This is a genomic window from Halomonas sp. KX33721 (assembly GCF_001596805.1).
GTDB classification, from domain to species: Bacteria; Pseudomonadota; Gammaproteobacteria; order Pseudomonadales; family Halomonadaceae; genus Vreelandella; species Vreelandella aquamarina.
Genome location: NZ_LVIA01000009.1, coordinates 92,219 through 114,654 on the forward strand (window position 1 = coordinate 92,219; position 22,436 = coordinate 114,654).

Annotated in this window: 25 protein-coding genes; 10 read left to right on the forward strand and 15 right to left on the reverse strand. The window is 58.2% G+C overall.

The window, feature by feature from the left end:
- Positions 1 to 109 precede the first annotated feature (109 nt).
- Complete coding sequence (gene eutC, locus A3220_RS03655; RefSeq protein ID WP_054640789.1) at positions 110 to 952, reverse strand: ethanolamine ammonia-lyase subunit EutC; 843 nt, start codon at positions 950 to 952, stop codon at positions 110 to 112.
- A 1-nt stretch (position 953) separates the two neighbouring features.
- The gene (locus tag A3220_RS03660) at positions 954 to 2,360 is read right to left on the reverse strand and encodes an ethanolamine ammonia-lyase subunit EutB (protein ID WP_062373241.1); all 1,407 of its coding nucleotides are present in this window, start codon (positions 2,358 to 2,360) and stop codon (positions 954 to 956) included.
- A gap of 212 nt (positions 2,361 to 2,572) precedes the next feature.
- On the opposite strand from A3220_RS03660, the gene A3220_RS03665 reads away from it, so the two are divergent.
- The 4 genes from A3220_RS03665 (at position 2,573) to zigA (ending at position 6,255) form a co-directional block, all read left to right on the forward strand.
- Positions 2,573 to 3,517: a helix-turn-helix domain-containing protein gene (locus A3220_RS03665; protein ID WP_062359952.1), complete on the forward strand. Its 945-nt coding sequence runs from the start codon at positions 2,573 to 2,575 to the stop codon at positions 3,515 to 3,517.
- A gap of 360 nt (positions 3,518 to 3,877) precedes the next feature.
- A complete protein-coding gene (locus tag A3220_RS03670; protein ID WP_054640790.1) occupies positions 3,878 to 4,492 on the forward strand; it encodes a class I SAM-dependent methyltransferase in 615 nt (204 codons plus the stop codon).
- A gap of 132 nt (positions 4,493 to 4,624) precedes the next feature.
- Complete coding sequence (locus A3220_RS03675) at positions 4,625 to 4,900, forward strand: TIGR03643 family protein (RefSeq protein WP_044630516.1); 276 nt, start codon at positions 4,625 to 4,627, stop codon at positions 4,898 to 4,900.
- A gap of 128 nt (positions 4,901 to 5,028) precedes the next feature.
- On the forward strand, positions 5,029 to 6,255 hold the full coding sequence (gene zigA / locus A3220_RS03680) for a zinc metallochaperone GTPase ZigA (protein WP_062373244.1): 1,227 nt from the start codon (positions 5,029 to 5,031) through the stop codon (positions 6,253 to 6,255).
- A gap of 10 nt (positions 6,256 to 6,265) precedes the next feature.
- Here zigA and sulP read toward each other — a convergent pair whose 3' ends face one another.
- The 7 genes from sulP to A3220_RS17405 all read right to left on the reverse strand — a co-directional run bounded on the left by sulP (position 6,266) and on the right by A3220_RS17405 (position 11,605).
- Positions 6,266 to 7,999 (reverse strand): sulfate permease, encoded by a 1,734-nt coding sequence (gene sulP / locus A3220_RS03685; RefSeq protein ID WP_062373248.1) that lies wholly within the window; start codon positions 7,997 to 7,999, stop codon positions 6,266 to 6,268.
- A gap of 69 nt (positions 8,000 to 8,068) precedes the next feature.
- The gene (locus tag A3220_RS03690; RefSeq protein ID WP_062359959.1) at positions 8,069 to 8,497 is read right to left on the reverse strand and encodes a TIGR01244 family sulfur transferase; all 429 of its coding nucleotides are present in this window, start codon (positions 8,495 to 8,497) and stop codon (positions 8,069 to 8,071) included.
- A gap of 29 nt (positions 8,498 to 8,526) precedes the next feature.
- On the reverse strand, positions 8,527 to 9,435 hold the full coding sequence (locus tag A3220_RS03695; RefSeq protein ID WP_062373251.1) for an MBL fold metallo-hydrolase: 909 nt from the start codon (positions 9,433 to 9,435) through the stop codon (positions 8,527 to 8,529).
- A 167-nt stretch (positions 9,436 to 9,602) separates the two neighbouring features.
- Entirely contained in the window at positions 9,603 to 9,818 is a 216-nt protein-coding gene (locus tag A3220_RS03700) for a DUF1653 domain-containing protein (protein ID WP_062373253.1), read from the reverse strand.
- Positions 9,819 to 9,829: 11 nt separating this feature from the next.
- A complete protein-coding gene (tcdA, locus tag A3220_RS03705; protein ID WP_062373256.1) occupies positions 9,830 to 10,663 on the reverse strand; it encodes a tRNA cyclic N6-threonylcarbamoyladenosine(37) synthase TcdA in 834 nt (277 codons plus the stop codon).
- An 8-nt stretch (positions 10,664 to 10,671) separates the two neighbouring features.
- A complete protein-coding gene (locus tag A3220_RS03710) occupies positions 10,672 to 11,445 on the reverse strand; it encodes a pseudouridine synthase (RefSeq protein ID WP_054640792.1) in 774 nt (257 codons plus the stop codon).
- Positions 11,432 to 11,605: a hypothetical protein gene (locus A3220_RS17405; RefSeq protein ID WP_164834377.1), complete on the reverse strand. Its 174-nt coding sequence runs from the start codon at positions 11,603 to 11,605 to the stop codon at positions 11,432 to 11,434. Before A3220_RS17405 ends, A3220_RS03710 begins: the two co-directional genes overlap by 14 nt.
- Before the next feature lie 81 nt (positions 11,606 to 11,686).
- On the opposite strand from A3220_RS17405, the gene sodC reads away from it, so the two are divergent.
- Together sodC and A3220_RS03720 are read left to right on the forward strand one after the other, a co-directional pair.
- On the forward strand, positions 11,687 to 12,220 hold the full coding sequence (sodC, locus tag A3220_RS03715) for a superoxide dismutase family protein (protein WP_062373259.1): 534 nt from the start codon (positions 11,687 to 11,689) through the stop codon (positions 12,218 to 12,220).
- 200 nt (positions 12,221 to 12,420) lie between these two features.
- Positions 12,421 to 13,890, forward strand: coding sequence for a carbon starvation protein A (locus A3220_RS03720; RefSeq protein ID WP_062373261.1), 1,470 nt, complete (start codon positions 12,421 to 12,423; stop codon positions 13,888 to 13,890).
- Positions 13,891 to 14,002: 112 nt separating this feature from the next.
- Here the strand turns inward: A3220_RS03720 and bfr are convergent, their stop codons facing one another.
- The 6 genes from bfr to A3220_RS18255 form a co-directional block, all read right to left on the reverse strand.
- Positions 14,003 to 14,488: a bacterioferritin gene (gene bfr, locus A3220_RS03725; RefSeq protein WP_044630649.1), complete on the reverse strand. Its 486-nt coding sequence runs from the start codon at positions 14,486 to 14,488 to the stop codon at positions 14,003 to 14,005.
- A 201-nt stretch (positions 14,489 to 14,689) separates the two neighbouring features.
- On the reverse strand, positions 14,690 to 14,896 hold the full coding sequence (locus A3220_RS03730; protein WP_044630650.1) for a bacterioferritin-associated ferredoxin: 207 nt from the start codon (positions 14,894 to 14,896) through the stop codon (positions 14,690 to 14,692).
- Positions 14,897 to 15,053: 157 nt separating this feature from the next.
- Positions 15,054 to 15,527: an RDD family protein gene (locus A3220_RS03735; protein WP_228168624.1), complete on the reverse strand. Its 474-nt coding sequence runs from the start codon at positions 15,525 to 15,527 to the stop codon at positions 15,054 to 15,056.
- Positions 15,528 to 15,561: 34 nt separating this feature from the next.
- The gene (gene lptG, locus A3220_RS03740; protein ID WP_128082400.1) at positions 15,562 to 16,626 is read right to left on the reverse strand and encodes an LPS export ABC transporter permease LptG; all 1,065 of its coding nucleotides are present in this window, start codon (positions 16,624 to 16,626) and stop codon (positions 15,562 to 15,564) included.
- A 5-nt stretch (positions 16,627 to 16,631) separates the two neighbouring features.
- Positions 16,632 to 17,471, reverse strand: coding sequence for an LPS export ABC transporter permease LptF (gene lptF, locus A3220_RS03745; protein WP_354702718.1), 840 nt, complete (start codon positions 17,469 to 17,471; stop codon positions 16,632 to 16,634).
- Complete coding sequence (locus tag A3220_RS18255) at positions 17,362 to 17,670, reverse strand: hypothetical protein (protein ID WP_354702720.1); 309 nt, start codon at positions 17,668 to 17,670, stop codon at positions 17,362 to 17,364. The genes lptF and A3220_RS18255 overlap by 110 nt, the downstream gene beginning before the upstream one ends.
- Positions 17,671 to 17,846: 176 nt before the next feature.
- Here A3220_RS18255 and A3220_RS03750 point away from each other — a divergent pair, with 176 nt between their 5' ends.
- The 4 genes from A3220_RS03750 to A3220_RS03765 all read left to right on the forward strand — a co-directional run bounded on the left by A3220_RS03750 (position 17,847) and on the right by A3220_RS03765 (position 22,391).
- Positions 17,847 to 19,367 (forward strand): leucyl aminopeptidase, encoded by a 1,521-nt coding sequence (locus tag A3220_RS03750; RefSeq protein ID WP_062373264.1) that lies wholly within the window; start codon positions 17,847 to 17,849, stop codon positions 19,365 to 19,367.
- A gap of 154 nt (positions 19,368 to 19,521) precedes the next feature.
- Complete coding sequence (locus A3220_RS03755; RefSeq protein WP_058579670.1) at positions 19,522 to 20,643, forward strand: branched-chain amino acid aminotransferase; 1,122 nt, start codon at positions 19,522 to 19,524, stop codon at positions 20,641 to 20,643.
- Positions 20,644 to 20,725: 82 nt separating this feature from the next.
- Positions 20,726 to 21,157 (forward strand): DNA polymerase III subunit chi, encoded by a 432-nt coding sequence (locus tag A3220_RS03760; RefSeq protein ID WP_044630655.1) that lies wholly within the window; start codon positions 20,726 to 20,728, stop codon positions 21,155 to 21,157.
- A 31-nt stretch (positions 21,158 to 21,188) separates the two neighbouring features.
- Positions 21,189 to 22,391 (forward strand): MFS transporter, encoded by a 1,203-nt coding sequence (locus A3220_RS03765; protein WP_062359974.1) that lies wholly within the window; start codon positions 21,189 to 21,191, stop codon positions 22,389 to 22,391.
- Positions 22,392 to 22,436 lie beyond the last annotated feature (45 nt).

A 22,436-nucleotide genomic window follows, 5' to 3' on the forward strand; every position in this document is an offset into this window, starting at 1 on the left:
ATTGGGAGAGCCGTCAGCGGTGTTATTGAAAATGTCGTCAGCGTTGTTATTGAAAGTGTCGTCAGCGTTGTTATTGAAAGTGTCGTCCGCGTTTAGCGCGTGGTGATCGTCAATCAGCCACAAGGAAATTCCGAGTTGAACCGCTGCTGCCCTCCAAGACGCTGTCTTCGCTGCGGTCTTTTAGCTTCACGCCGGAGAGCTTGCGCTCCCGCGCCTCGGTTAACAGCAGCAACAAGCGCCGGGCCGCCTCTTCATACGCAAGCCCGGCTGGCCGCAAGTTGGAGATACAGTTACGCCGGTCATCTTTTAAACCCACTTCGGGGGCCCAGGTCATGTACAGCCCCAAACTATCTGGGGAGCTAAGGCCAGGACGCTCGCCAACCATGACGAGCACCGCATCTGCGTTGAGCAGCGCGCCTACTTCGTCGCCAATCGCCACGCGCCCTTGTTCCACCAGTGTCAGCGGTGCGAGCTGCCATTCGTTCTTGTCGCGCCCGAATGCGTCATACAGCGCGGTAAGAAACGGGGCGCTGTTCTGCTGCACCGCCAGCGCCGAGAGGCCATCGACGATCACCACCGCCAGATCGAACCGTTGGCCGCTCTCTGCCGCCTGCTGCAGCGCCTCTCGGGATGCCTCGTTGAGGCGTCTGCCGTAGTCGGGCCGCTGCAGGTACATCGCACGGTCCTCTGCACGGCTGTGTACCGCAAGCGGTGCGGTGCTCAAGCCAAGCGCCTGGGTCAGCTCATCGGCGAGCACCTCACACTCCAGCGGGCAGTGAACCGCATCTTGGGCCTGGGCATGGGCGAGCTGAAACGCGAGCAGCTGTTTGGTGGGCAGGCTCACCCCCGCGCGCCCCAAACCAATGCGCGCGTCGGTAAAGGCGCGCAGGCGCTCCCAGGGGTTCTCAATGACGATCGGCGCAGTGGTTTCCTGCGTGGGTTGCTTAGGCATCTTAGTCGCTCCCCTTCGGCAAGTGGCGCAGGCTGTTGGCAAAGGCGGCGGGCAGCTGGTCGTTAAGACGATGGGTGCTCACATCTTGGAAGATCTGCATCTTGGCCAGCCACTGCTCGAACTCTGGCGCGGCTTTTAGCCCCAGCACCCGGCGGGCATAGAGCGCATCGTGAAACGACGTGGTTTGATAATTGAGCATGATGTCGTCAGAGCCGGGGATGCCCATCACGAAGTTGCAGCCCGCCACACCCAACAGCGTCAGCAGGTTGTCCATATCGTTTTGATCGGCGTTGGCGTGGTTGGTGTAGCACACGTCGCACCCCATCGGCACACCTAAGAGCTTGCCGCAGAAGTGATCCTCAAGGCCGGCGCGGGTGATCTCTTTACCGTCGTAGAGGTACTCGGGACCGATAAACCCGACCACCGTGTTGACCAGCAGCGGATTGAACTTGCGTGCCACGGCGTAGGCCCGGGCTTCGCAGGTTTGCTGATCCAGCCCGTGGTGGGCGTCGGCGGAGAGCGAGCTGCCTTGGCCGGTTTCAAAATACATCACGTTGCGACCCACAGTGCCTCGGTTCAACGTTTGTGCAGCGGCTTCGGCTTCCGCCAGGGTGCTCAAATCGAACCCAAAGCTGCGGTTGGTGGCTTCGGTGCCGCCAATGGACTGAAACACCAGATCCACCGGTGCGCCCTGTTCAATGGCTTCTAACGTATTGGTCACGTGGGTCAGCACGCAGGATTGCGTAGGGATCTCGTATTTCTGGATCACGTCGTCCATCAGCCGCATCAGCTTGATGCTCTGGGCGACGTTATCGGTAGCCGGGTTGATACCAATCACCGCATCGCCGCTGCCATACAGCAGACCATCGAGAATACTCGCTGCGATGCCGGTGACGTCATCGGTGGGGTGATTGGGCTGTAAGCGGGTCGAAAGCCGTCCCGGCAGCCCAATGGTGTTGCGAAATGCCGTGGTCACGTGGCATTTCTTCGCCACCAGCATGAGGTCCTGGTTGCGCATCAGCTTACTCACCGCCGCGGCCATTTCCGGCGTAATGCCGGGCCGGGCAGCGGCCAGCGCTTCTCTGGTGGCGTGGTCCGAAAGCAGCCAGTTGCGAAAATCGCCTACGGTCAGGTGCTTCAGCGGCGCAAACGCCTCTGCATCGTGGTCGTCGATAATCAGACGGGTGATTTCGTCCTGCTCGTAGGGGATCAGCGCCTCGTTCAAAAAGGTGGTAAGCGGCAGCTCCGCCAGCACCATTTGGGCGACGACCCGCTCTTCTGCCGATTCTGCCATCACCCCGGCAAGGCGGTCGCCCGAGCGCGGCGGCGTGGCTTTGGCCATCAGTTCGGCGAGCCCGCTAAAGCGATAGCGGCGGCTCCCCACCGTGGTGTGATAGGTCTGCGCCATGGGCCTTCCCTTCTCTTACCTGTTCGATACTCAAGGCGCGGTATGCGCGCTGAGGAACAAAACTTGCTTGTTCTCACAATAGCGCTATCACTTAACGGGGAGTATCGAGTTTTGGCAAAACACACCAAGGCTATAAAAACCAATAAGAAACAGCTGGTTAATAACGACAACAAGGCGTGGACGCGGTTGATTCACGCTGTCAGGAGCTGGTAATGACCTTGACGCCTACCCAAAGCGCACCAAAAAAGTGCATTCAAGAAGCGTTTGACGCCGATGAGCATGCGCAAAACCTCACCCGCTGGCAGCAGCAGTATGATCAGCTCACGCCTGGGCGGTTTTATGGGCGGCTGGATGAAATTGCGTTGCCTGCCATCCAGGTGTTCAAAGAGCACACCGGCCAAGCGCTGCGTCAGGATTGCCGGGTGTGGGAGGACTCCTTATGGCTGGGCATTCCAACCCGACCAGCGGGCTCGCGTATCAATGGGCAGCCACTCGACGCGCAGCAAGTGATGTGCCGCCCCGGCGGGCGCGATTTTGAATTGGTGACCCCGGAAGCCTTCGATATTTACGGGCTGGTGATACGTCTGCCAGCACTACATGCCGCTGCCGAACGCCAGGGCATCACGCTGGATGAGCAGTGGATGACCGCGCCCCGCCGGCATGTGAACCCTGCCACGCTGCGCGCCCTACTGTTTCTTTTGGAGCGGCTGTTAGGCCAACAGCAGGGAGCCATTGCTGAAAAGCTACATCAGGATATTCTTTTAACCGGCCTGCTGGAGCTATTAGATGCCCAACAGCCCTGTGGCGAGCTGCCTCCCAGCTACGCGCATCGCAAAGCCGTGGTCGACCGAGTCAAGCAGTACGTCGACGCGCATGTAGACACCCCCATCACCATGAACGCGCTGTGTGAACTGACCCATGTGAGCCGACGCACGCTGCAATATAGCTTTACGACGATTTTAGGCATTAGCCCATTGCAGTTTTTGAGGCTGACGCGCCTTAACCGAGTGCGGCGCGCCCTGCGCGCAGCTGAACCGCCACAAACAGTGACCGAGATTGCGACGTATTGGGGATTTTGGCACTTAGGGCAATTCACCCACGACTATAAGCAGCAGTTTGGTGAGTGCCCTTCGCAAACACTACAGGGGCCAGCCTAGCATCGCCGTTTATCTTATATATGAGAATGGATGCATTGACGACACTGTTTACCTTCTTAAAAAAGGGCTGCTGAGACAGCAGCCCCATAAGCCCGTTTGATGCTAGAACTCATAGAAAGCTTGGCCACGCGTTTTCGACAAGATTCCTCCACCGAAGAGTAACCAACACGACTATCCCGACTCTTTTGAGCTATCACTGCCTAACGTATCCGCTCCCCCCAACGCGACTGGCGGGGTTGCCAGCACCTTTGGTGCTTCTCTACGGTTCGTGCTATAGGTAGTGAGCGCTGCATTCAGCATGGCAGCCCCAACACTCGACGCCGTCCTGGCGCCCAGCTCACTCCCACCTTGCGAGGCCCTATGCTGAACACGACTTCCTGGAATCGTCTTCGCTACAGCGCCTACGCGCCTCTCTACGATGCGCTCGTAGCGCCCGCGTTGCGCAGACCAAGACGTGTCGCGCTCAGCCAAGTGGACTGGGAACCCGGTATGCGCGTTCTCTTGGTGGGAGCAGGGACGGGGCTGGACCTCCCCTTTTTGCCCCACGAGTTAGAAATACACCTGACCGATCTCACCCCTGCGATGGTCCGGCGCGCCAGCGCCAGGGCCGAGCACTATCAGCGTGATGTGGCTTGTCATGTCATGGACGCCACCCAACTCGTCTATCCTGATGAACACTTCGATGTCGTCATCATGCACCTGATTTTGGCGGTCATGCCTCGCCCTGAGCAGGGTTTGGCAGAGGCCTATCGCGTACTGAAACCCGGCGGACAACTGTGCGTCATGGATAAATTCCAACCCGACACCCAACCTGCCGGGTGGGGGCGCCGCACGTTGAACGTATTCACTTCGATCATTGCGACCGATATCACGCGTCAAGCCAGCCCCATGATCCAACATGCTGGCTTTCGTATTCAGCGAGACGAGCCGGTACTCATGAACGGTCTGTTTCGTGCCCTGCTCGCCGTCAAATAGCGCTGTTTTATTGCTCATCGCTTGCAAAAACCTATGCAATAAAATTAATGTGTATAGCTTACGTTGCACAACCCGTGGGGCACTGGGGTTTGCCTGCTCTCTATTCGAAAACGTCAATGATGAGGACGCGCCATGCCCAAAGCCGCCGTAAAGCGCTTTCGTCGCCTGCCAGAGGACGAACAGTCTCGCGTCATCGAAATGGCCTGGGAAGATCGCACGCCTTTTGAAGCGATCGAACGGCTATTTGGTTTAGGGGAACCCGATGTGATCGAGGTCATGCGCTACCAGATGACCCCAGGCTCATTCCGCCTATGGCGCAAGCGGGTCACGGGCCGCACTACCAAACATCAGTCGCTTCGCTCGCCCGATGTGATGAGAGGCTACTGCCCTACCCAGTACAAACGTTAACGCCACTGTCTTATTGTCCCACTCTCTCTTATCTTACTCACTAGGAAGGAACAGAGAGGCGAAGACCATTTTCAGCGCCCCAATAATGTTATATTATCACATAACATATACTATGAAAGGTCTTGGCAATGTCGTTGCTTTCTCCCTTACCCGTGACCGTGCTTTCCGGCTTTTTAGGTGCCGGCAAAACCACCGTGCTCAACCATATCCTGGCGAACCGTGAAGGCCTCCGGGTGGCGGTGATCGTCAATGACATGAGCGACGTCAATATCGATGGTGCCCTGGTACGCGGCGGCCCAGGCGAGTCAACACTCGACAGTAATGTTGCGCTCAACCGCGCAGACGAGCGCTTGGTCGAAATGAGCAATGGCTGCATCTGCTGCACCCTGCGTGAAGATCTGTTGGTCGAGGTCAGCCAACTGGCCCGTGAAGGTAAGTTTGATTACCTGGTGATCGAGTCGACCGGTATTTCTGAACCGCTGCCTGTCGCCGAAACCTTCACCTTTGAAGATGAGAGTGGTCAAAGCCTTTCCCACGTTGCCCGGCTAGACACCCTCGTGACGGTGGTGGACGGGGCTAACTTCCTCGCCCAATACCAGCAAGCGCAAAGCCTTGAAGAGGTCGGAGAGAGCCTGGGCGAAGAGGACGAACGTAACGTCGCAGACCTGTTGGTCGACCAAATTGAGTTTTGCAATGTCCTACTGATCAGCAAGACCGACCTGATCACTGAGAAAGAGCTGGACGCTTTGAAAGCGATTCTACGCTCGCTCAATCCCGACGCAGACATCGTGCCCATCACCCAAGGTGGCGTGCCGCTAGAAAAAGTGCTGAATACAGGCAAGTTCAACTTTGAACACGCGCAGCAAGCGCCCGGCTGGCTGAAAGAGCTACGTGGCGAACACATCCCCGAAACCGAAGAGTACGGTATTGGCAGCTTCGCCTACCACGCTCGCCGCCCTTTTCACCCTCAAAAGTTTCACGACCTGTTAAACGCCGAATGGTTTGGCAAAGGCCTGCTGCGCTCCAAAGGTTTCTTCTGGCTGGCCACCCGCCCTCGCTATGCGGGCCAGTGGAGCCAGGCAGGTGGCATTGCCCATCACGGCCCCGCCGGGGTGTTCTGGAAAGCCATTCCTAAAGCCGACTGGCCAGAGGACCCAGAGTATCGCCAATTCATTATGGAGAAGTGGCAGGAGCCGTTTGGCGATATGTGCCAGGAGCTGGTGTTTATCGGCCAAAACCTAGATGAGGCCAGAATGCGTGAAGCACTGGACAGCTGCCTGCTCAGCGAGGCGGAGCTTTTGGAAGGTATGAAGGTATGGCAGCAACTGCCCGATCCATTCCCAGCCTGGGAGTGACAAAACCACGTCACACCGACACCACCCCAGCACTGGCCGGATGCGCCAACGCTTGCCAAGCGTCATAGGTGGTAAAGAACACTTGGCCGGTGAGCTCGTGGTAGAACGCCGTGTGCGTTAGGCGATCCATCACCGGCCCTTTCACCTCGGCCAAGTGGAGCATGGCACCGGCGTCTTTCAGCCGACCGTTGATCGCCTCCAGGCTCTCCAGGGCCGAAGCATCGATGACATTCACTGCCTGACAGGTGAGCACAATGTGCTTGATCGACGGCGAGCGGGCGGCCAGCGCCATGACGGTATCTTCAAGATAGCGGGCGTTGGCAAAATAGAGGCTTTCATCGATGCGCAGCATGGCGACATGCTCGTCGGTTTCGACCTGATGGCGCTTCACGTTACGAAAATGCTCGGTGCCCGGCACCCGCCCTACCACCGCACTATGGGGCTGGCTGGTGCGGTAAAGGTGTAGCCCCAGCGAGAGCACCACCCCGCTGATAATGCCCACTTCCACGCTGTGCAGAAGGGTCAGCAGCAAAGTAGCGACCATCGCCACCCCATCGCTGCTGGAGTATTGCCAGGTTCGCTTTACCGCAGGCAAATCAATCAACGTCCCCACTGCCACGATAATCGTGGCGGCCAGCGTGGCGGTGGGTAAAAAGGCCAGTAAGTCGGTGAGTAGCAGCGTGGCCAACACAATCCCAAGCGCGGTAAACGCCCCCGCCAGCGGCGTTGCTGCCCCGGCTTCAAAATTGACCACCGAGCGCGAAAAACCGCCCGACACCGGCGAGCCGCCGCTAATGCCAGCGCCAAGATTCGCCATGCCGAGCGCAATCAGCTCTTGGTTGGGGTCGATACGCTGACGACGCTTGGCGGCCAGGGTCTGCGCCACGGACACCGACTCTACAAACCCTACCAAGCTGATAAGCAGCGCCGCTGGAAGCAGGCCGAGCCACAGCGATTGATCCAGACTCGGCAGCGTAATGGCAGGCAGGCCACTAGGCACAAAGCCCACCAAATCGACCCCGCGCTGCTCTAGTTGGAAGCCCCAGGCCAACAGCGTGGTCACTACCACGGCCGAAATAGGCGCGGCTTTGACCATTAACCCTGCCCAACTGGCAGGCATTCCCAGCTTGGTCAGCCAACCATTCAGGCGCTTGCGACACACCCATAGATACGCCCAAACGCCAAGGCCAATCAGCAGCGTGATGACATTCACCTGCTGCCACTGATCCAATAGCGCTCTCAGCAGTTCCACCACGTTATGGCCGGATGCTTCGACCCCAAAAATGTGCTTCAACTGGCTGATCGCGATCAAAATCCCCGAGGCGGTCACAAACCCGGAGATCACCGGATGGCTGAGAAAGTTGACTAAAAAGCCCAGCCGAAGCACGCCCATGGCGATAAGAATCAGCCCAGAGAGCGCGGCCAGCACCAGCGCCGCACCGATATACTCCGGGCTGCCCGGCGCGGCAAAACTGCTCAGCGCTGAGGCCGTCATGAGTGCTGCCACCGCCACCGGCCCTACTGCCAAACTCGCGCTGGTGCCAAAGACGGCGTACAGCACCAGCGGCAGCATGCTGGCATAGAGCCCCATTTCCGGCGGCAACCCTGCCAGCATGGCGTAGGCCAGCGCTTGCGGCACCAGCATCAGCGTGACGATCACCGCGGCAAGTACATCCCGCGTGAGCAAGCCCCGATGATACGTTCGCAGCCAGCCGATTAGCGGCACCCAGCGCTCAATGATCATGATGCAGTCTCATAATAGGTATCTGCTGATACGGGGCCTTCGTACTAGGGTTTCACGCGTCTTCGCTTTTTATTGGGCGCTTCGTTCAAGGCCATGGCGCTGATCTTCCAAGTCAACCCCTGCCGCATGGGCCGCCGCAAACAGCTCCGCCAAATCGCACTGCTCGTGCTGACGCTTGGCGTAGGCCCACAGGTGCGTGGCCCGCTTACCTGAGCGGCAAAATGCCAATAGCGGGCGCGGCAACTGCTGGAGCGCTTCAGCAAAGGCGCGAATGTCAGCTTCGCTGTACTCGCCTGGCTTCACGGCGATATGCACCCAGGCAAGCCCAAGCTGCTCGGCCTTTTCGCGGTAGCGCGCCTCGTCGGGAAAGTCCTCGCTCTCACCCTCGATGCGGTTACACACCACCGCGTGAAAACCACGGGCTTTTACCTCTTCCAACTCATCCACCGCCAGCGCTGAGGTGATCTCAACGCCTGGCTCCAATGGCTTCGTTTGCATGACCACACCTCCTATTGGTTTGGATAACATCAATCCCAGGCCGCACCTTCCAGGGCATCCAGGGGGATTTTTAGATAGCGCTTGCCGTTGGCTTCTGGTTCCGGCAAACGGCCGCCGCGAGTATTCACCTGCAGCGCGTGCAAAATCAGCTTGGGCATGGGCAGCTCGCCATCCCGCTGGTGGCGCAGGGCGATGTACGCCTCCTCGCTTTTGCCAACCAAGTGCGGGTTGTTGGCTCGCTGCTCATCGACGCTGCTCTGCCACTTTGGCTCACGGCCATCGGGCATATAGTCGTGGCCGGTGAACAGCCGCGTATTGCCCGGTAGTGCGAGAATCTGCTGGATGGAGTTCCATAGGGACTTGGCATCCCCACCGGGAAAATCGGCGCGCGCCGTCCCAAAATCAGGCTGGAAAAGGGTGTCATGCACAAAGGCGGCATCACCGATGACGTAGGTGATGGAGGCCAGCGTATGGCCAGGCGAGTGCAGCACGCGGGCGCTGAGTTCTCCAATGGCAAACGTATCGCCCTCCACAAACAGCGTGTCCCACTGGCGGCCATCGGTGGGCATCTCTGGCCAGTGATAAATCTCCTTCCACAGGGCCTGCACTTGCGTGACGTACTGGCCAATCGCCGTCGGTGCGCCAGTTTTCTCTTTTAGGTACTGGGCTGCTGAAAAGTGGTCCGCGTGGGGGTGCGTATCCAGAATCCACGCCACTGTCAGTCCCTCTTCCTCGATATATTTCAACAGCGCGTCAGCGCAAAAGGTGGCCGTTGCGCCGGATTTCTCGTCGAAATCCAGCACCGGGTCAATAATCGCGCACTGTTTGGTAGCGGGGTCGCTGACGATGTACTGAACGCTAAAGGTGCGCGGATCAAAAAAGCCCGCTACGTCGGGTGACCCCGCACCGGTGCTTTGAGATAGGGCAAAGGTCTTCATGCTTATCTCCTAGATACGTGAGTATGTATGCTTGACGCCTACGCGCCAATTATTGTTATAAAGATAGCTGATTATGAAATATAAGCAATCACCACCACAAAAATGCCGCCTCCCTGACAACAGGGGGCGGCAATCCATAAGAGTACTAGTGGCGCAATCGATACGGGCTAAAACGCCTTCTCCAACGCAAAGCGCGGCTGGGTGATCCCCTCTTTCGTCACGCTCTCCGTGAACATCGCTAGCGGGCGCACCCAGAGGCCGTAGTCGCCGTAGAGCGCGCGGTAGACCACCAGCGGCTCTTCGCTTTCGCTGTGCTGGGCGGTGCCCATCACTTCGTACAGGCTGCCTTTGTAGTGGCGGTAAATACCGGGAACGGGAGTCATTCGTTTTCCTCTTAGATGGCTTGTGCGGCGGCGGGCTGATTCGCTTTTTTGGCGAGGCGCTCCAGCACTTTGGAGGCGGCCACGAAGCCAAAGGTGCCGGTGAGAAACGTCGCGGCGCCAAAGCCTGAAGCGCAGTCCAGCCGTGTAGCCTCGTTGCTGCCGGGCTTTTGCAGGCACACTTCGCCGTCGGCACTGGGGTAGATCAACTGCTCGTCGGAGTAGACACACTCCACCGAGAAACGCCGTTTAGGGTTGCGGGAGAAGCCGTAATCCCGGCGCAATCTTGAGCGCACTTTGGAGAGCAGCGGGTCGTGCTCGGTGCGGGTCAAGTCCGCCACTTGAATGCGCGTGGGGTCGGTTTGTCCGCCCGCTGCGCCGGTGACGGTAATCGGGATTTTGCGTCGCTTGCACCAGGCGATTAGCGCCGCTTTGGCGATGACGCTATCAATGGCATCCACCACATGGTCGGCATCCTCAGGAATGCGCTCGGCTAGGTTGGTGGGCGTGACGAAAGCGGTATCCGCGATGATCTCGATCTCGGGAGCAATCAGGCGGCAGCGCTCGGCCAGCACGTCTACTTTGGGCTGGCCAATCGTGCCATCCAGCGCGTGGAGTTGGCGGTTGACGTTGGAGACGCACACGTCGTCCAGATCAATCAGCGTAAGTTTGCCGATGCCCGAGCGGGCGAGTGCCTCGACCGCCCAGCTACCCACGCCGCCAACCCCGACCACCACCACATGGGCACGGCGAAATGCCTGCGCCGCACGCTGGCCGTAAAGGCGCCGAATACCGCCAAAGCGGAAGTCATAATCGCTAGAGGAAGTCGTGGATTCATTCAATGACATGGGCAGGCTCACAGTGCTTGCAGGGCAGAAGGCGTGGCAATGGGCGGCGTTCGCACGCTATCTAGCGGTAAATGCCCCTGCCAGCCAAACTGCTCGAACAGGTTTTTCATCGTCTCATCCACGGCGCAGCTGAGCTGAATGCGTTTATCCAGCAGCGGGTGATCAAACGCTAAATAGGTCGCGGCCAAGAGTAGCCTCGGTGCGGCCAGCTGCTCGGCAAAAAAGCGGTTGTGGATACTTTTGCCGTGCTTGGCGTCGCCAATGATCGGGTAGCCACGGCGGGATAAGTGGCGGCGAATTTGGTGCCGTCGCCCGGTCAGCGGCCGTGCTTCCACCAGCGAGTAGCGCGCGACGGGATAGCGGTCTACCTGCACCGGCAGCTCTACGCTATCCAAGCGGCGAATATCGGTCATCGCGGGCATGGCGGGCATTTCTGCCTTGGGGCGCGTGCCGTCCTCCTCCCGTAACGGGTAATCCAACCGCTCCTGCTCCGGCGCTTTGCCGCGCACCACCGCTAGGTAGCGCTTCTCTACCTGGCGTTCGCTAAAGCCCTCGCTGAGCAGGGCGGCGGCCTCGGAGGAGAGCCCAAACACCATCACGCCGGAGGTAGGCCGATCCAGCCGGTGCACCGGGTAGACCCGCTTGCCGAGTTGGTCGCGCAGGCGCTGGAGCAGAAATTCGGTTTCTCCCCGCGCCAGGGCGGAGCGGTGCACCAGCAGTCCCGAAGGCTTATGCACGGCAACGAGGTGCTCATCCTGATAGAGGATGTTAAGTGGCGGCATGGAACTCCTTGATACATAGGCAGAGCATTTGGACATGAAACAGAAACAGGGGCGTACACAGGCGCATAAAATAGAGGTGCGGAATAGCCAAGCTATTGTCGCGGCTTGGCGCGCTCATGTCATCCGTTGCCAGCACGCTAGGCGGAGATTTCGTCGCCATTGGCAGAGTAGCGGTAGGCCAACTACTGTTAAAGAGTGCCCTTTGTGAGGGCTTCCACGGAAAAGGAAAGGAGCAATTATTATGCGCTATTCACTACCCCTTACCGGTATCGCGGCGGGTGTGCTGCTGGCCACCACGGTACAGGCCAATGAACCGCTTAATGTTGAAATACATAAGGTCAGCGCCGACGGTGTGGAGGAGTCCATCGGCACAGTGGCCGTTGAGCATACCGAGCATGGCGTGCTGCTCACCCCTTCGCTCACCGGTTTAGAGCCGGGGGTTTACGGCTTTCACGTCCATCAAAATGCCAGCTGTGAGCCCGCTGAGAACGACAGCGGCGAAATGACCGCCGCGCTGTCAGCTGGCGGCCACTACGACCCAGAAGAGGCGGGCACCCACCAAGGCCCCTACGGTGACGGCCACTTGGGCGACCTGCCCGTGCTGACGGCGAATGACGATGGCGAAGCCAACCTACCGGTACTGGCTCCGCGCCTTAGCATGGAAGACATGCCGGGCCGCAGCCTGATGATTCATGCTGGTGGCGACACTTACGCGGATGAACCCCACCTGGGCGGCGGCGGCGCCCGCATGGCTTGCGGCGTTGTCTCCTCTTAACCCTCAATTTGATGGCATTTTCACTTCGGGCAGCCAAACGGTTGCCCGTTTTTCTTTGTTAATCAGCCACTAAAGTCGCAGACCACTAAAGTCGTAAAGCACTAACCGGTACGTCTCTGTACATTCACCCAGGCTAAATAAGCGCGGCTTGCTGCATGGCTGTTCGCTTGACACCCTCCCTGACCAGTTGAGTGCTTTCTATGATTACGTTCATTTTCTCGATAGTGCTATTAGTCGTGGGTTACTTTACCTACGGCAAGTTCGTCGAGCGCGTGTTTGTCGCCGATCGTAAGCGTCAAACACCGGCGTTCAGTATGCGCGACGACATCGACTATGTACCGATGAATACCACGCGCAACTCGCTCATTCAGCTGCTGAACATTGCTGGGGTAGGCCCGATTTTCGGCCCTATTTTGGGTGCTCTCTATGGTCCGGTGGCGTTTGTGTGGATCGTGATTGGCTGTATTTTTGCAGGCGCGGTTCACGACTACCTAACTGGCATGATCTCCATCCGTAACCACGGCGCTCACCTGCCCCAGTTGGCGGGCAAATTCCTGGGCAAAACGATGAAGCACGTGGTGAATGGCTTTGCGATTTTGCTGCTGCTATTGGTCGGCACCGTGTTCGTGACCTCTCCGGCGGCCCTGCTCGCTAACATGACATCGCTGTCGCTGACGCTTATCATCCTGGCGATTTTTGCCTACTACCTGACTGCCACGCTGCTGCCGATTGATAAAGTGATTGGGCGTATTTACCCCTACTTCGGCGCGCTTCTGTTGTTTAGTGCCGCAGGCATTGGTATTGGCTTGGTCGTGACGGGCGCGCCTATACCTGAGCTGTCATTCCAGAACATGCACCCGGATAACGCGCCTATCTTCCCGCTGCTGTTCTTAACCATCTCCTGCGGTGCGCTTTCCGGCTTCCACGCCACACAGACGCCAATCATTTCGCGCACTACTGAAAACGAAACCAGCGGCCGCAAAATCTTCTACGGCATGATGATCGCCGAAGGCGTGATTGCCATGATTTGGGCAGCGGCAGCCATGAGCCTGTTCCAAGGTGAACAGTCGCTTTCCGATGTATTGGCAGCAGGCGGCCCTGCCGCTGTTGTGGGCGAAGTCTCTACCACCATGCTGGGCGCCGTTGGTGGCACCCTGGCCGTGCTGGGTGTCATTGTGCTGCCGATCACCTCCGGCGATACCGCCTTCCGCAGCGCTCGGATGATTATTGCCGACTATTTGAAAGTAGAGCAGAAGCCTATCGTTAAGCGTATCCTGATTGCGCTGCCGCTGTTTGTGGCGTCTTACGCGCTCACCCATATGGACTTCACGCTGCTGTGGCGCTACTTCTCCTGGGCCAACCAAACCACCGCCGTGATTGCGCTCTGGACCGGCACGATGTATCTGGTGCTATCGCGTAAGCCTTACCTGATCACTTCGATTCCGGCGGTATTTATGACCATGGCGACCTTCACCTACCTCGCCTATGCGCCGATTGGCTTTAACCTGCCGCTGCAGGTCAGCTACGTGGTTGCCGCGTGCGGTACGCTGGTGTGCATCGCGCTGTTCATGAAGCGGGTACGTCGCCTGAGCCGCGCCACCTTTAGCGTGGATGAGCCGGTGCCTGGTGCGCTGGATCAAGACGCTACGCTGGCCACTAGCAGTCGGTAAATATCAGGTCAACACTTTGCATTGAAATGCAAAACGGGCAGCCCCAAGGGGCTGCCCGTTTTGTATTAGCTAGCGCTCGGCGCTTAATCGCCTACTGCCAGCGGACGAAGTCTTATTCTTCGTCAGTGGCCAGTGCCATATGTTTTTGCAGATAGTTCTGGATACCCACTTGCTCGATCAGTTTTAGCTGCGTTTCGATGTGGTCGATATGACCCTCTTCATCGGCCAGCAGGTCACGCAGCAGATCGCGCGTCACGTAATCTTTCACGCTTTCGCAGTAGGTAATGGCTTCGATGTAGTCGTTGCGGCCGTCATGCTCGATCTTCAAATCACACTCGAGCATCTCTTTGACGTTTTCACCGATGTGCAGCTTGCCGAGGTCTTGCAGGTTGGGGATGCCTTCCAGGAACAGGATGCGCTCGATCAGCTTGTCAGCGTGCTGCATCTCTTCAATGGACTCATCGTACTCCCACTTAGCCAGCACTTTCAGGCCCCAGTCTTTGTACATCTTGGCATGCAGGAAGTACTGGTTGATAGCGACTAGCTCGTTGCCCAGTGCGATATTGAGATGCTGAATAACCTTCGGATCACCTTTCATGCCATCACCTTTTTTTTAGCGTACAAGTATTATCGGACAGTACTGAAGCGTACTGTTTTTCAAAGGTACCATTACATTAACTAAGGAGTATAGGCCATTAAAAGGCTTACTCCCAACGATGTTGGGAGCATAGACAGGAAAGAAAAAATTTCAAATAAATCAATTATTTGCTAACGATAAGCCTAACAAGAGTGATTCGCGTCATACGGCGTAAGCAAGACTCATATCAGACTCTAAGCGAGCAGCTTGAACGGCCTCACGGGTGAGCGACTTGGCAAAGCAAGCGCACTTGCCGCACTGAGTGCCGCAGCCAGTGGCTTCGCGTACTTCTCGCCAGCTGCGCGCTCCGTCGCTAACCTGTTGGCGAATCTGGTGGTCGGTTACTCCCTTGCACACACATACGTACATGGCAACACCTCATAAAAATCATGAGGTGAATGTAAATGATTCGCATACATCTTTTCAAGTAAAAAACGTTGTTCTTTAGTATCGATTCGCCTTAAGGCAACTAAAGTTTTCGCTAACCTACTGGCTGAACAAATATTTTCTCTCCAGCTGCTGAAAATTATTTTTTCGGCAGCACCACGGTTTCAGTCTTGGAGGCGATGTCTGGCCAGCTTCTACGCTGCCCATCGAACAGCACCCACCAATAGCCGATACCGAAGGCCGCCAAGGACAGCCAGGCCGTCGCGCAGCGAATCAGGCTCTGCTTTAAGGTAATCGCGTGACCATCCAGGGTTTGTACGCGCAGCCGCCAGGCTTGCATGCCGAGCGTCATCCCTCCCCGGCGCCAGGAGTAGACGAAGAACAGCGTCACGAAAAACAGCAGCATGAGCCGCAGGCTCCAGATATCGAAGGCCGTGGTACCGATCTCTTCTGCCGTTTGGCCCAGCACGAAGCGGAAAAAGGCCAAGTGAGCCACGGTGACGGCGATCCAGATGGCCATCACCAAAAAACCGTCGTACAGCATGGCGCCCAATCGGCGACCTATGCCGGCGGGCCAAACGTCATCCAACTGGGTAAAACGTCGCGTCGTCACTGCTCTATTCTCCTGATGTGCGTCTGCGCGGCCTTTAGCCATTTCGGCGCAAGAAATAGATCCCCACCGCGGCACAGGCAAGAGTCGGCACTAGCACCGCCCAGACTGGGGAAAAGCCAAAGATGGTCGACGCCGGGGCGAGCAAATCCTGCACGTACTTGAACACCAGACCGGTCACTACGCCATAAAAGACCCGCGTGCCCGCCGCCACCGAACGCAGCGGACCAAACACAAACGAGGCGGCAATCAGTACCAGTGACCCCATGGTGAGGGGCATGAGCACTTTCTGCCAGAAGTAGAGCAGCGGCTGGTCTGCCTGCAGGTTTTGGCTTTGGAGGAAGTTGGCGTACGCCCACAGCTCGCTAGGCGCTTGGCTTTCAATATCCCGCAGCAAACGCTCCAGTTGGGTCGGTGTGAGCGCCGTTTCCCAAGCCGCACTGGGCTGGTACTCCGACTCAGTGCGATTATCAAAAATGCGCGTGGTGGTCACACCTTCAAGCAGCCAGGCGCCCTCGTCCCAGTAGGCGCGATTAGCATGAGTAGCTTCGATCAAGCGGCGCTCATCAAAGCGGTAGCGGGTTAAATCCAGTACCACGTTATCCGCCCGAATGGCACCAAAGCGGTAAACGCTATCGCCTTCAAACTGCCAGCCGCTGCGGGTGGTGAGCATGGCTCCCTCACCTTGGCGCTGCTCTAAGCGCCAGGCTTCGGCGTACTGCTCGGTTCGTGGGCTGACGAACTCTGCCACCAGCAGCACGACCACAACAACCAGCAGCACGGGCTTCATCACGCCCCACACAATCCGCGCCAGCGAACGCCCGGCAGCACGCATCACCGTAAGTTCATTGCTGGAAGCCATACTGCCCAGGCCAATGAGTGCCCCAATCAGCACCGCCACTGGAGCATACTGATAAAAGCGCCAGGGCAACCGCATGCCTAAATAGAGCAGCACGTCTAGTGCGCTATAGTCGCCTTGGGTGTCGCCTAAATCACCAATGTAGGCAATGGTGATATCCAACCCCAGCAGTACAAACTGCACCACCACAATAGCTGCCAGCACGTTGCGGGCGATATAGCGATCCATTTGATCCATAGCGATCAGCATTAGCGCACTCCTTTACGTTGCGAGTGCCACAGCAGCAGCAATCCAAGCCCTAAGAACAGGCCATGCACGGGCCACACACCCACGGCAACCGCTAGAGATCCGCCGCCAATAGCATCCACCGCTGCCAGCAACAGGCTTAAATAGGCGACGTAAAGAAATACCGCAGGAAGTAGCTTGCCAAAGCGTCCTTGACGCGGATTCACCCGAGAGAGCGGCTGGGCCAATAGCGCCAAAATAAATACCATTACCGGCAAGCCTGCCCGCCACTGAAACTGCGCCTGCGCTCGTGGGTCTGGGTCGTTCCACAGCTCAGTGGTGGTCGCATACTCAAGCGAGTTTAACTCTTGCCGGTCACGGCTTAGCCCCAGCCGCAGCGTATAGCGCTCGAAGGTCAAACGCTCGGCATCCTGGCGTCCGGGCGTTACGCCGTAGCGCTCGCCGTCTTCCAAAATGAGAAAACGGCTGCCGGTATCGACGTTCGTTTCCTGATAGCCCGACCCCGCGCGCGTGATGTAACTATGCGTTTTTTCTGCCCCCGCCATGGGCTGCTCGTGCACCAGCACTTCCTGCATTTCCGTGCCGTCGCTATTGAAGTCAGTGATATAGGCTGTGCGCCCGCCGCCAAAATCTTGGAAACGCCCTGGCGCCAGCACTGAGACATCTAAACGGCTGCGCTGCTCTTCTAATATGGCCTCAGTTTGCAACGCCCCGGCAGGGGTTAGCCACAGGCTACACAGCCCTACCAATACCGCGACCACTGTTGCGGGCAGCAGGGTTACCCGTAAAAGCCGAGTGGGGCTCATACCGCAGGCCACCATCACGGTGATTTCGCTGTTCATATAAAGCTGCCCATAGGCCAACAAAATGCCTAAAAAAAAACGACAGCGGCAGGATCAGCTCCATAAACCCAGGCAAATGAAAAACCATCAGGCTGCCTAGAATCGTGACGGGAAAATCGCCCTCGGCGGCATCTGAAAAGTAGCGGATAAAGCGGCTGCCCATAATCACCAGCAGCAGGATGCCCGCCACAGCGGACATCGTCAGTAACACTTCGCGAGTTAAGTACCGAAATAAAATCAATGCACTCTCCGACTAGTGGTGCAGGTTGCCATGCAATGCGCCCATGGCTTGGGTACACTAATCAAACTGGTAGCAAACACTAAATAACGGGGCATTATCCCGAATCACTCGTTGCTTGTCTTGTTGGAGACGTCATGGAATTTTCCGTTCAGACCACGAACCCAGCCAAAGCCGAAACGGCTTGCCTCGTTCTCCCTGTCTATAAAGGTAGCGACTTACTGCCCTCTGTCGCCAAATTAGACGACGCCAGCGAGCGGTTAATCGGCCAACTGCTGGAGCGCGGCGACTTCGATGCCGCGCTGGGCAACACGCAATTGGTGCCTTTCGCACCGGGCCTAGGGGCTGATCGCATCCTATTGGTAGGCTTGGGCGAACGCGCCAAATGTCAGGAAGCGGCCTTTATTAAAGCGCTGGACGCAGCCATGGTTGCGCTCACCAAACTGCCTATCGATGAAGCCAACGCCACCTTTACCGATGTGCCGCTTGAAGGCCGCGACGCCGTCTGGAAAGCACGTAAAACGCTGGAAGCCGCCGAACGCGCTATCTACCGGTTTGATCAATTCAAGTCATCCCCCGCTAAAGCGCCCAGCTTGGCGAAGCTCACGCTGATTGTTAGCGATGCAAACGATGCTCCCCTCGCCATGCAAGGGGCTGCTTTAGGCACCGCCATTGGCCAGGGCATTAATTTCACCCGCACGCTCGGCAACCTACCGGGCAATGTGTGCACGCCGCGCTACTTAGCCGAGCAGGCAGAAGCATTAGGTCGCGATTCTCAAGGCGCGCTCGATGTTGAGATTCTAGACGAAGCGGCGCTAGAGGCCCTGGGCGCTTATTCACTGCTGTCAGTAGGCCGTGGCAGCGTCGAGCCAACACGGCTCATCGTGATGAAGTATCAGGGTGCAGAAAACCCAGAGGAAGCGCCCCATGTACTGGTAGGTAAAGGCATCACCTTCGATACCGGCGGTATTTCACTGAAGCCCGGCGAAGGCATGGATGAAATGAAGTTTGATATGGGCGGCGCGGCCAGCGTCTTCGGTACCGTCAAAGCCGTGCTGGCGATCAAACCCAAGCTCAACGCCGTGTTTATCGTTGCCGCTGCCGAGAACATGCCTGATGGCGCCGCCACCAAGCCGGGCGACATTATCAAAACGCTCAAAGGCCTGACGGTTGAAGTCCTCAACACCGATGCCGAAGGCCGTTTGGTGCTGTGCGATGCGCTCACCTATGCCGAGCGCTTTACCCCGGCCAGCGTGGTCGATATCGCCACGTTGACAGGCGCGGCCATTATTGCCCTTGGCCACCACGCCACCGGCCTGCTCTCCAACGACGATGACCTAGCGCTTGATCTGCTGGATGCCGGTGAAACCGCCTGGGACCGCGCGTGGCACCTGCCGCTATGGGATGAGTACCAGGAGCAGCTGGACTCCAACTTTGCCGATTTGGCCAACATTGGCGGTCGTCCGGCGGGCACTATTACCGCCGCCTGCTTCCTGTCGCGCTTTGCCGACCACTTCCCCTGGGCGCACCTGGATATTGCCGGCACCGCTTGGCATTCGGGCAAACAAAAAGGCGCCACCGGCCGCCCGGTGGGTCTACTGACCCAATACCTGCTCGACCGTGAAGCCGACGCTCAAGTCGAAAATGGCGACGCCTAACCACACAAACAGACCAACAATGGTTGCCTTTCGTTAACGCAACCGTTAAACCTGAAAGCATTAGCGTGTGCCATCGGTTAACAGGCGCACGCTACCCCAAACGATACGTTTATATATGCCCTTCGGGGCTTGGCTCTAGCGGAGAGAACACGCCGTGCCCACAGCTTCAGATGCTCAACTTGAATCGCGTTTTGAAATTTTGCCGTCCAACCAGCCGACGGCCGATGACATTCGTGACAACATCCTGCAAAACCCAGGATTTGGTAAATACTTCACCGACCATATGGCCCACGTGCGCTGGACCGTCGATGCCGATTGGCACGGCCACCAAGTACGCCCCTACGGCCCGCTCACCCTGGACCCCGCCGCTTCCGTGCTGCACTACGGCCAGGAAATTTTTGAGGGAATCAAGGCGTACCGCCATGCCGATGGCTCTATCTGGACCTTCCGCCCAGAGAAAAACGCCGAGCGTTTTCGCCGTAGCGCTCGCCGTTTAGCGCTGCCCGAGCTTTCCGATGAAGACTTCATCGGCTCGCTGAAAGCGCTGCTGGCCCAAGACCACGCCTGGGTACCCACCCCGGCTAGTGAAGCCGACGAGTGCAGCCTCTACCTGCGTCCGTTCATGATCGCTTCGGAAGCATTTCTGGGCGTGCGCCCGGCTCACGAAGTGGACTACTACGTGATTGCATCCCCGGCGGCGGCCTACTTCAAAGGCGGTATCGAGCCGGTCTCTATCTGGCTCTCCTCCCACTACAAACGTGCGGCCCCTGGCGGCACCGGTTTTGCCAAGTGCGGTGGCAACTACGCCGCCTCGCTGGCCGCCCAAAAAGAAGCCGCTGCCAACGGTTGCAGCCAGGTCGCCTTCCTGGACGCTGCTGAAAACAAGTGGATCGAAGAGCTGGGTGGCATGAACCTGTTCTTCGTTTACAAAGATGGCCGCATCGTCACACCGCGCCTGACCGACACCATCTTGGAAGGCGTGACCCGCAACTCTGTCCTGACCCTGGCCAAAGACGCGGGCCTCACCCCCGAAGAGCGCGCGATCAGCATCGACGAGTGGCGCGAAGGTGCCGCCTCCGGCGAGATTACCGAGGTCTTCGCCTGCGGTACGGCCGCCGTGATTACCCCGGTTGGCGAGCTGGTCACGGAAAACGAGCGTATTCGCCTGCAGGGCGATGGCAATAACGAAGTGGCTAAGCGCATTCGCAAGACACTGCTCGACCTTCAGTATGGCCGCAGCGACGATAAATACGGCTGGCTGACCCGCTTGGTATGACCCTCTAGCGTTACCCAACACCTGGCCGCCACTCACCGTGGCGGCCAGGCTGCCAAGCGCGTTGACCCCGCTGGAGCCACCGATGGCACGCATCGATTTTTATATTCTGCCCGATACCACCCTAGAAGCGCGCTTACAGTTCGCCTGCAAGCTCGCCGAGACGATTCACCGCAAAGGGTATCGACTGCACCTGCACTGCGAAGACAAAGCGCTGGCCGAACAGGCCGACGAAGCGCTGTGGCAGTTCCGCGATGATGCTTACCTGCCCCATGCACTGGAAGATAGCGAGCTAGCCGACAGTGTGCCCATCACACTAGGCTGGCAGCAGCTACCGGTGCCCACTGAAGAGACGGCGCTGCTGAACCTACACCCCGATATTCCCGAAGGTATTGAGCACTTCGCCCGGATTGCCGAGATCATCAACCAACACCAACATGTGCTGGTCGCTAAACGCGCCTGCTGGCAGCGCTACAAGGCGCTTGGGCATGAGGTCGTGCCGCATAAATTAGGGTAGTAAAACAACCACTCAATGGATGAGACACCCCATGCTTTCTCATGCCCTGTTAGCCCGCACACCGCTGGCGGTCATCGTTATCGCCCAACTGTTTGGCACGTCACTCTGGTTTAGCGTTAATGGCGTTGGCTTGGCACTACAAGAAGCCGTGGGGCTAAGTGAAAGCGACCTGGGGCTGCTTACCATCGCCGTGCAGGCGGGGTTTATTACCGGCACCCTGCTGATTGCGACCACTGGCTTGGCCGACCGCGTGCGTGCCAGCCACCTGTTTGCGATGTCCGCTGTACTCGGCGCGCTGATTAATGCAGCGTTTATTGGCGTGGCAGAAAGCGTGAGCCTAGCGGCGGCGGCGCGTTTTTTAGTCGGGCTTTGTCTGGCGGGCATTTATCCGCTGGGCATGAAGCTGGTGGTGAGCTGGACACCTAACCATGCAGGCGCCGCCCTGGGCTGGTTAGTCGGCATGCTCACCCTTGGCATTGCTTCGCCGCACCTGCTGCGCGGGCTTACCCTGCATCTTCCCTGGCAGTGGCCACTGCTGTTGGCCTCTGCCCTTGCTCTTCTGGCAGCGCTGATGATTTTCAAGCTAGGCGTTGGGCCACACCTGCCTGCCAGGGCCAACGGCGGGCGACCCTGGGCGGGGCTTGCCGCATTTAAAGAGAAGAACTTCCGCGCCGCCGCGCTGGGCTACTTCGGCCACTGCTGGGAGCTTTACGCCCTCTGGGCGCTGGTGCCTTTTTTGGTCGCCAGAGAGCTGGAACGCTTAGGCGCAGCCCCGGGCCTGCAGCCGTGGCTAAGCTTTGCGGTCATCGCCTTGGGGCTTCCCGGCTGCGTATGGGCCGGCTGGTGGAGCCGACGCATCGGTAGCGCGCGGGTCGCGTTTATCGCACTGGCGGTCTCTGGCACCCTGTGCCTTATCTATCCGCTGCTAGGCGACCTGTCACCCTGGCTGCTGTTGGCGCTGCTTGCCCTATGGGGCGTTAGCGTGATTGCCGACTCTGCCCAGTTCTCTGCCCTGGCCTCCGCCAGCGCGCCGCCCGAGCGGCTGGGCGCGGCGCTGGCCATGATGAATGCGATTGGCTTTGGCCTCACGATTCCCTCCATCGCGTTAGTGACAGCCCTATGGGCAAGCCAAGGGCCTTGGGTGATTTGGTGGTTGCTGCCTGGGCCAGTGCTTGGACTGATAGCCATGCGTGGATTGCATCTGCGAACACACCTACGCACAACACAACCCTGACGAGCGCAGGGCGTTCGCGCTATACTTGCTCCCATTTTTTGCAAG

Coding starts and splice junctions, on each gene's coding strand:
- A3220_RS03665 (WP_062359952.1), top strand. CDS start 2,573: ATGACCTTGACGCCTACCCAAAGCGCACCAAAAAAGTGCATTCAAGAA.
- A3220_RS03710 (WP_054640792.1), bottom strand. CDS start 11,445: ATGCCGCCACTTAACATCCTCTATCAGGATGAGCACCTCGTTGCCGTG.
- A3220_RS03695 (WP_062373251.1), bottom strand. CDS start 9,435: ATGAAGACCTTTGCCCTATCTCAAAGCACCGGTGCGGGGTCACCCGAC.
- A3220_RS03765 (WP_062359974.1), top strand. CDS start 21,189: ATGCTTTCTCATGCCCTGTTAGCCCGCACACCGCTGGCGGTCATCGTT.
- zigA (WP_062373244.1), top strand. CDS start 5,029: ATGTCGTTGCTTTCTCCCTTACCCGTGACCGTGCTTTCCGGCTTTTTA.
- lptF (WP_354702718.1), bottom strand. CDS start 17,471: ATGAACAGCGAAATCACCGTGATGGTGGCCTGCGGTATGAGCCCCACT.
- A3220_RS03720 (WP_062373261.1), top strand. CDS start 12,421: ATGATTACGTTCATTTTCTCGATAGTGCTATTAGTCGTGGGTTACTTT.
- A3220_RS18255 (WP_354702720.1), bottom strand. CDS start 17,670: ATGTCCGCTGTGGCGGGCATCCTGCTGCTGGTGATTATGGGCAGCCGC.
- A3220_RS03670 (WP_054640790.1), top strand. CDS start 3,878: ATGCTGAACACGACTTCCTGGAATCGTCTTCGCTACAGCGCCTACGCG.
- A3220_RS17405 (WP_164834377.1), bottom strand. CDS start 11,605: ATGGCGACGAAATCTCCGCCTAGCGTGCTGGCAACGGATGACATGAGC.
- bfr (WP_044630649.1), bottom strand. CDS start 14,488: ATGAAAGGTGATCCGAAGGTTATTCAGCATCTCAATATCGCACTGGGC.
- A3220_RS03730 (WP_044630650.1), bottom strand. CDS start 14,896: ATGTACGTATGTGTGTGCAAGGGAGTAACCGACCACCAGATTCGCCAA.
- A3220_RS03700 (WP_062373253.1), bottom strand. CDS start 9,818: ATGACTCCCGTTCCCGGTATTTACCGCCACTACAAAGGCAGCCTGTAC.
- sodC (WP_062373259.1), top strand. CDS start 11,687: ATGCGCTATTCACTACCCCTTACCGGTATCGCGGCGGGTGTGCTGCTG.
- tcdA (WP_062373256.1), bottom strand. CDS start 10,663: ATGTCATTGAATGAATCCACGACTTCCTCTAGCGATTATGACTTCCGC.
- A3220_RS03690 (WP_062359959.1), bottom strand. CDS start 8,497: ATGCAAACGAAGCCATTGGAGCCAGGCGTTGAGATCACCTCAGCGCTG.
- A3220_RS03675 (WP_044630516.1), top strand. CDS start 4,625: ATGCCCAAAGCCGCCGTAAAGCGCTTTCGTCGCCTGCCAGAGGACGAA.
- A3220_RS03750 (WP_062373264.1), top strand. CDS start 17,847: ATGGAATTTTCCGTTCAGACCACGAACCCAGCCAAAGCCGAAACGGCT.
- A3220_RS03660 (WP_062373241.1), bottom strand. CDS start 2,360: ATGGCGCAGACCTATCACACCACGGTGGGGAGCCGCCGCTATCGCTTT.
- sulP (WP_062373248.1), bottom strand. CDS start 7,999: ATGATCATTGAGCGCTGGGTGCCGCTAATCGGCTGGCTGCGAACGTAT.
- eutC (WP_054640789.1), bottom strand. CDS start 952: ATGCCTAAGCAACCCACGCAGGAAACCACTGCGCCGATCGTCATTGAG.
- A3220_RS03760 (WP_044630655.1), top strand. CDS start 20,726: ATGGCACGCATCGATTTTTATATTCTGCCCGATACCACCCTAGAAGCG.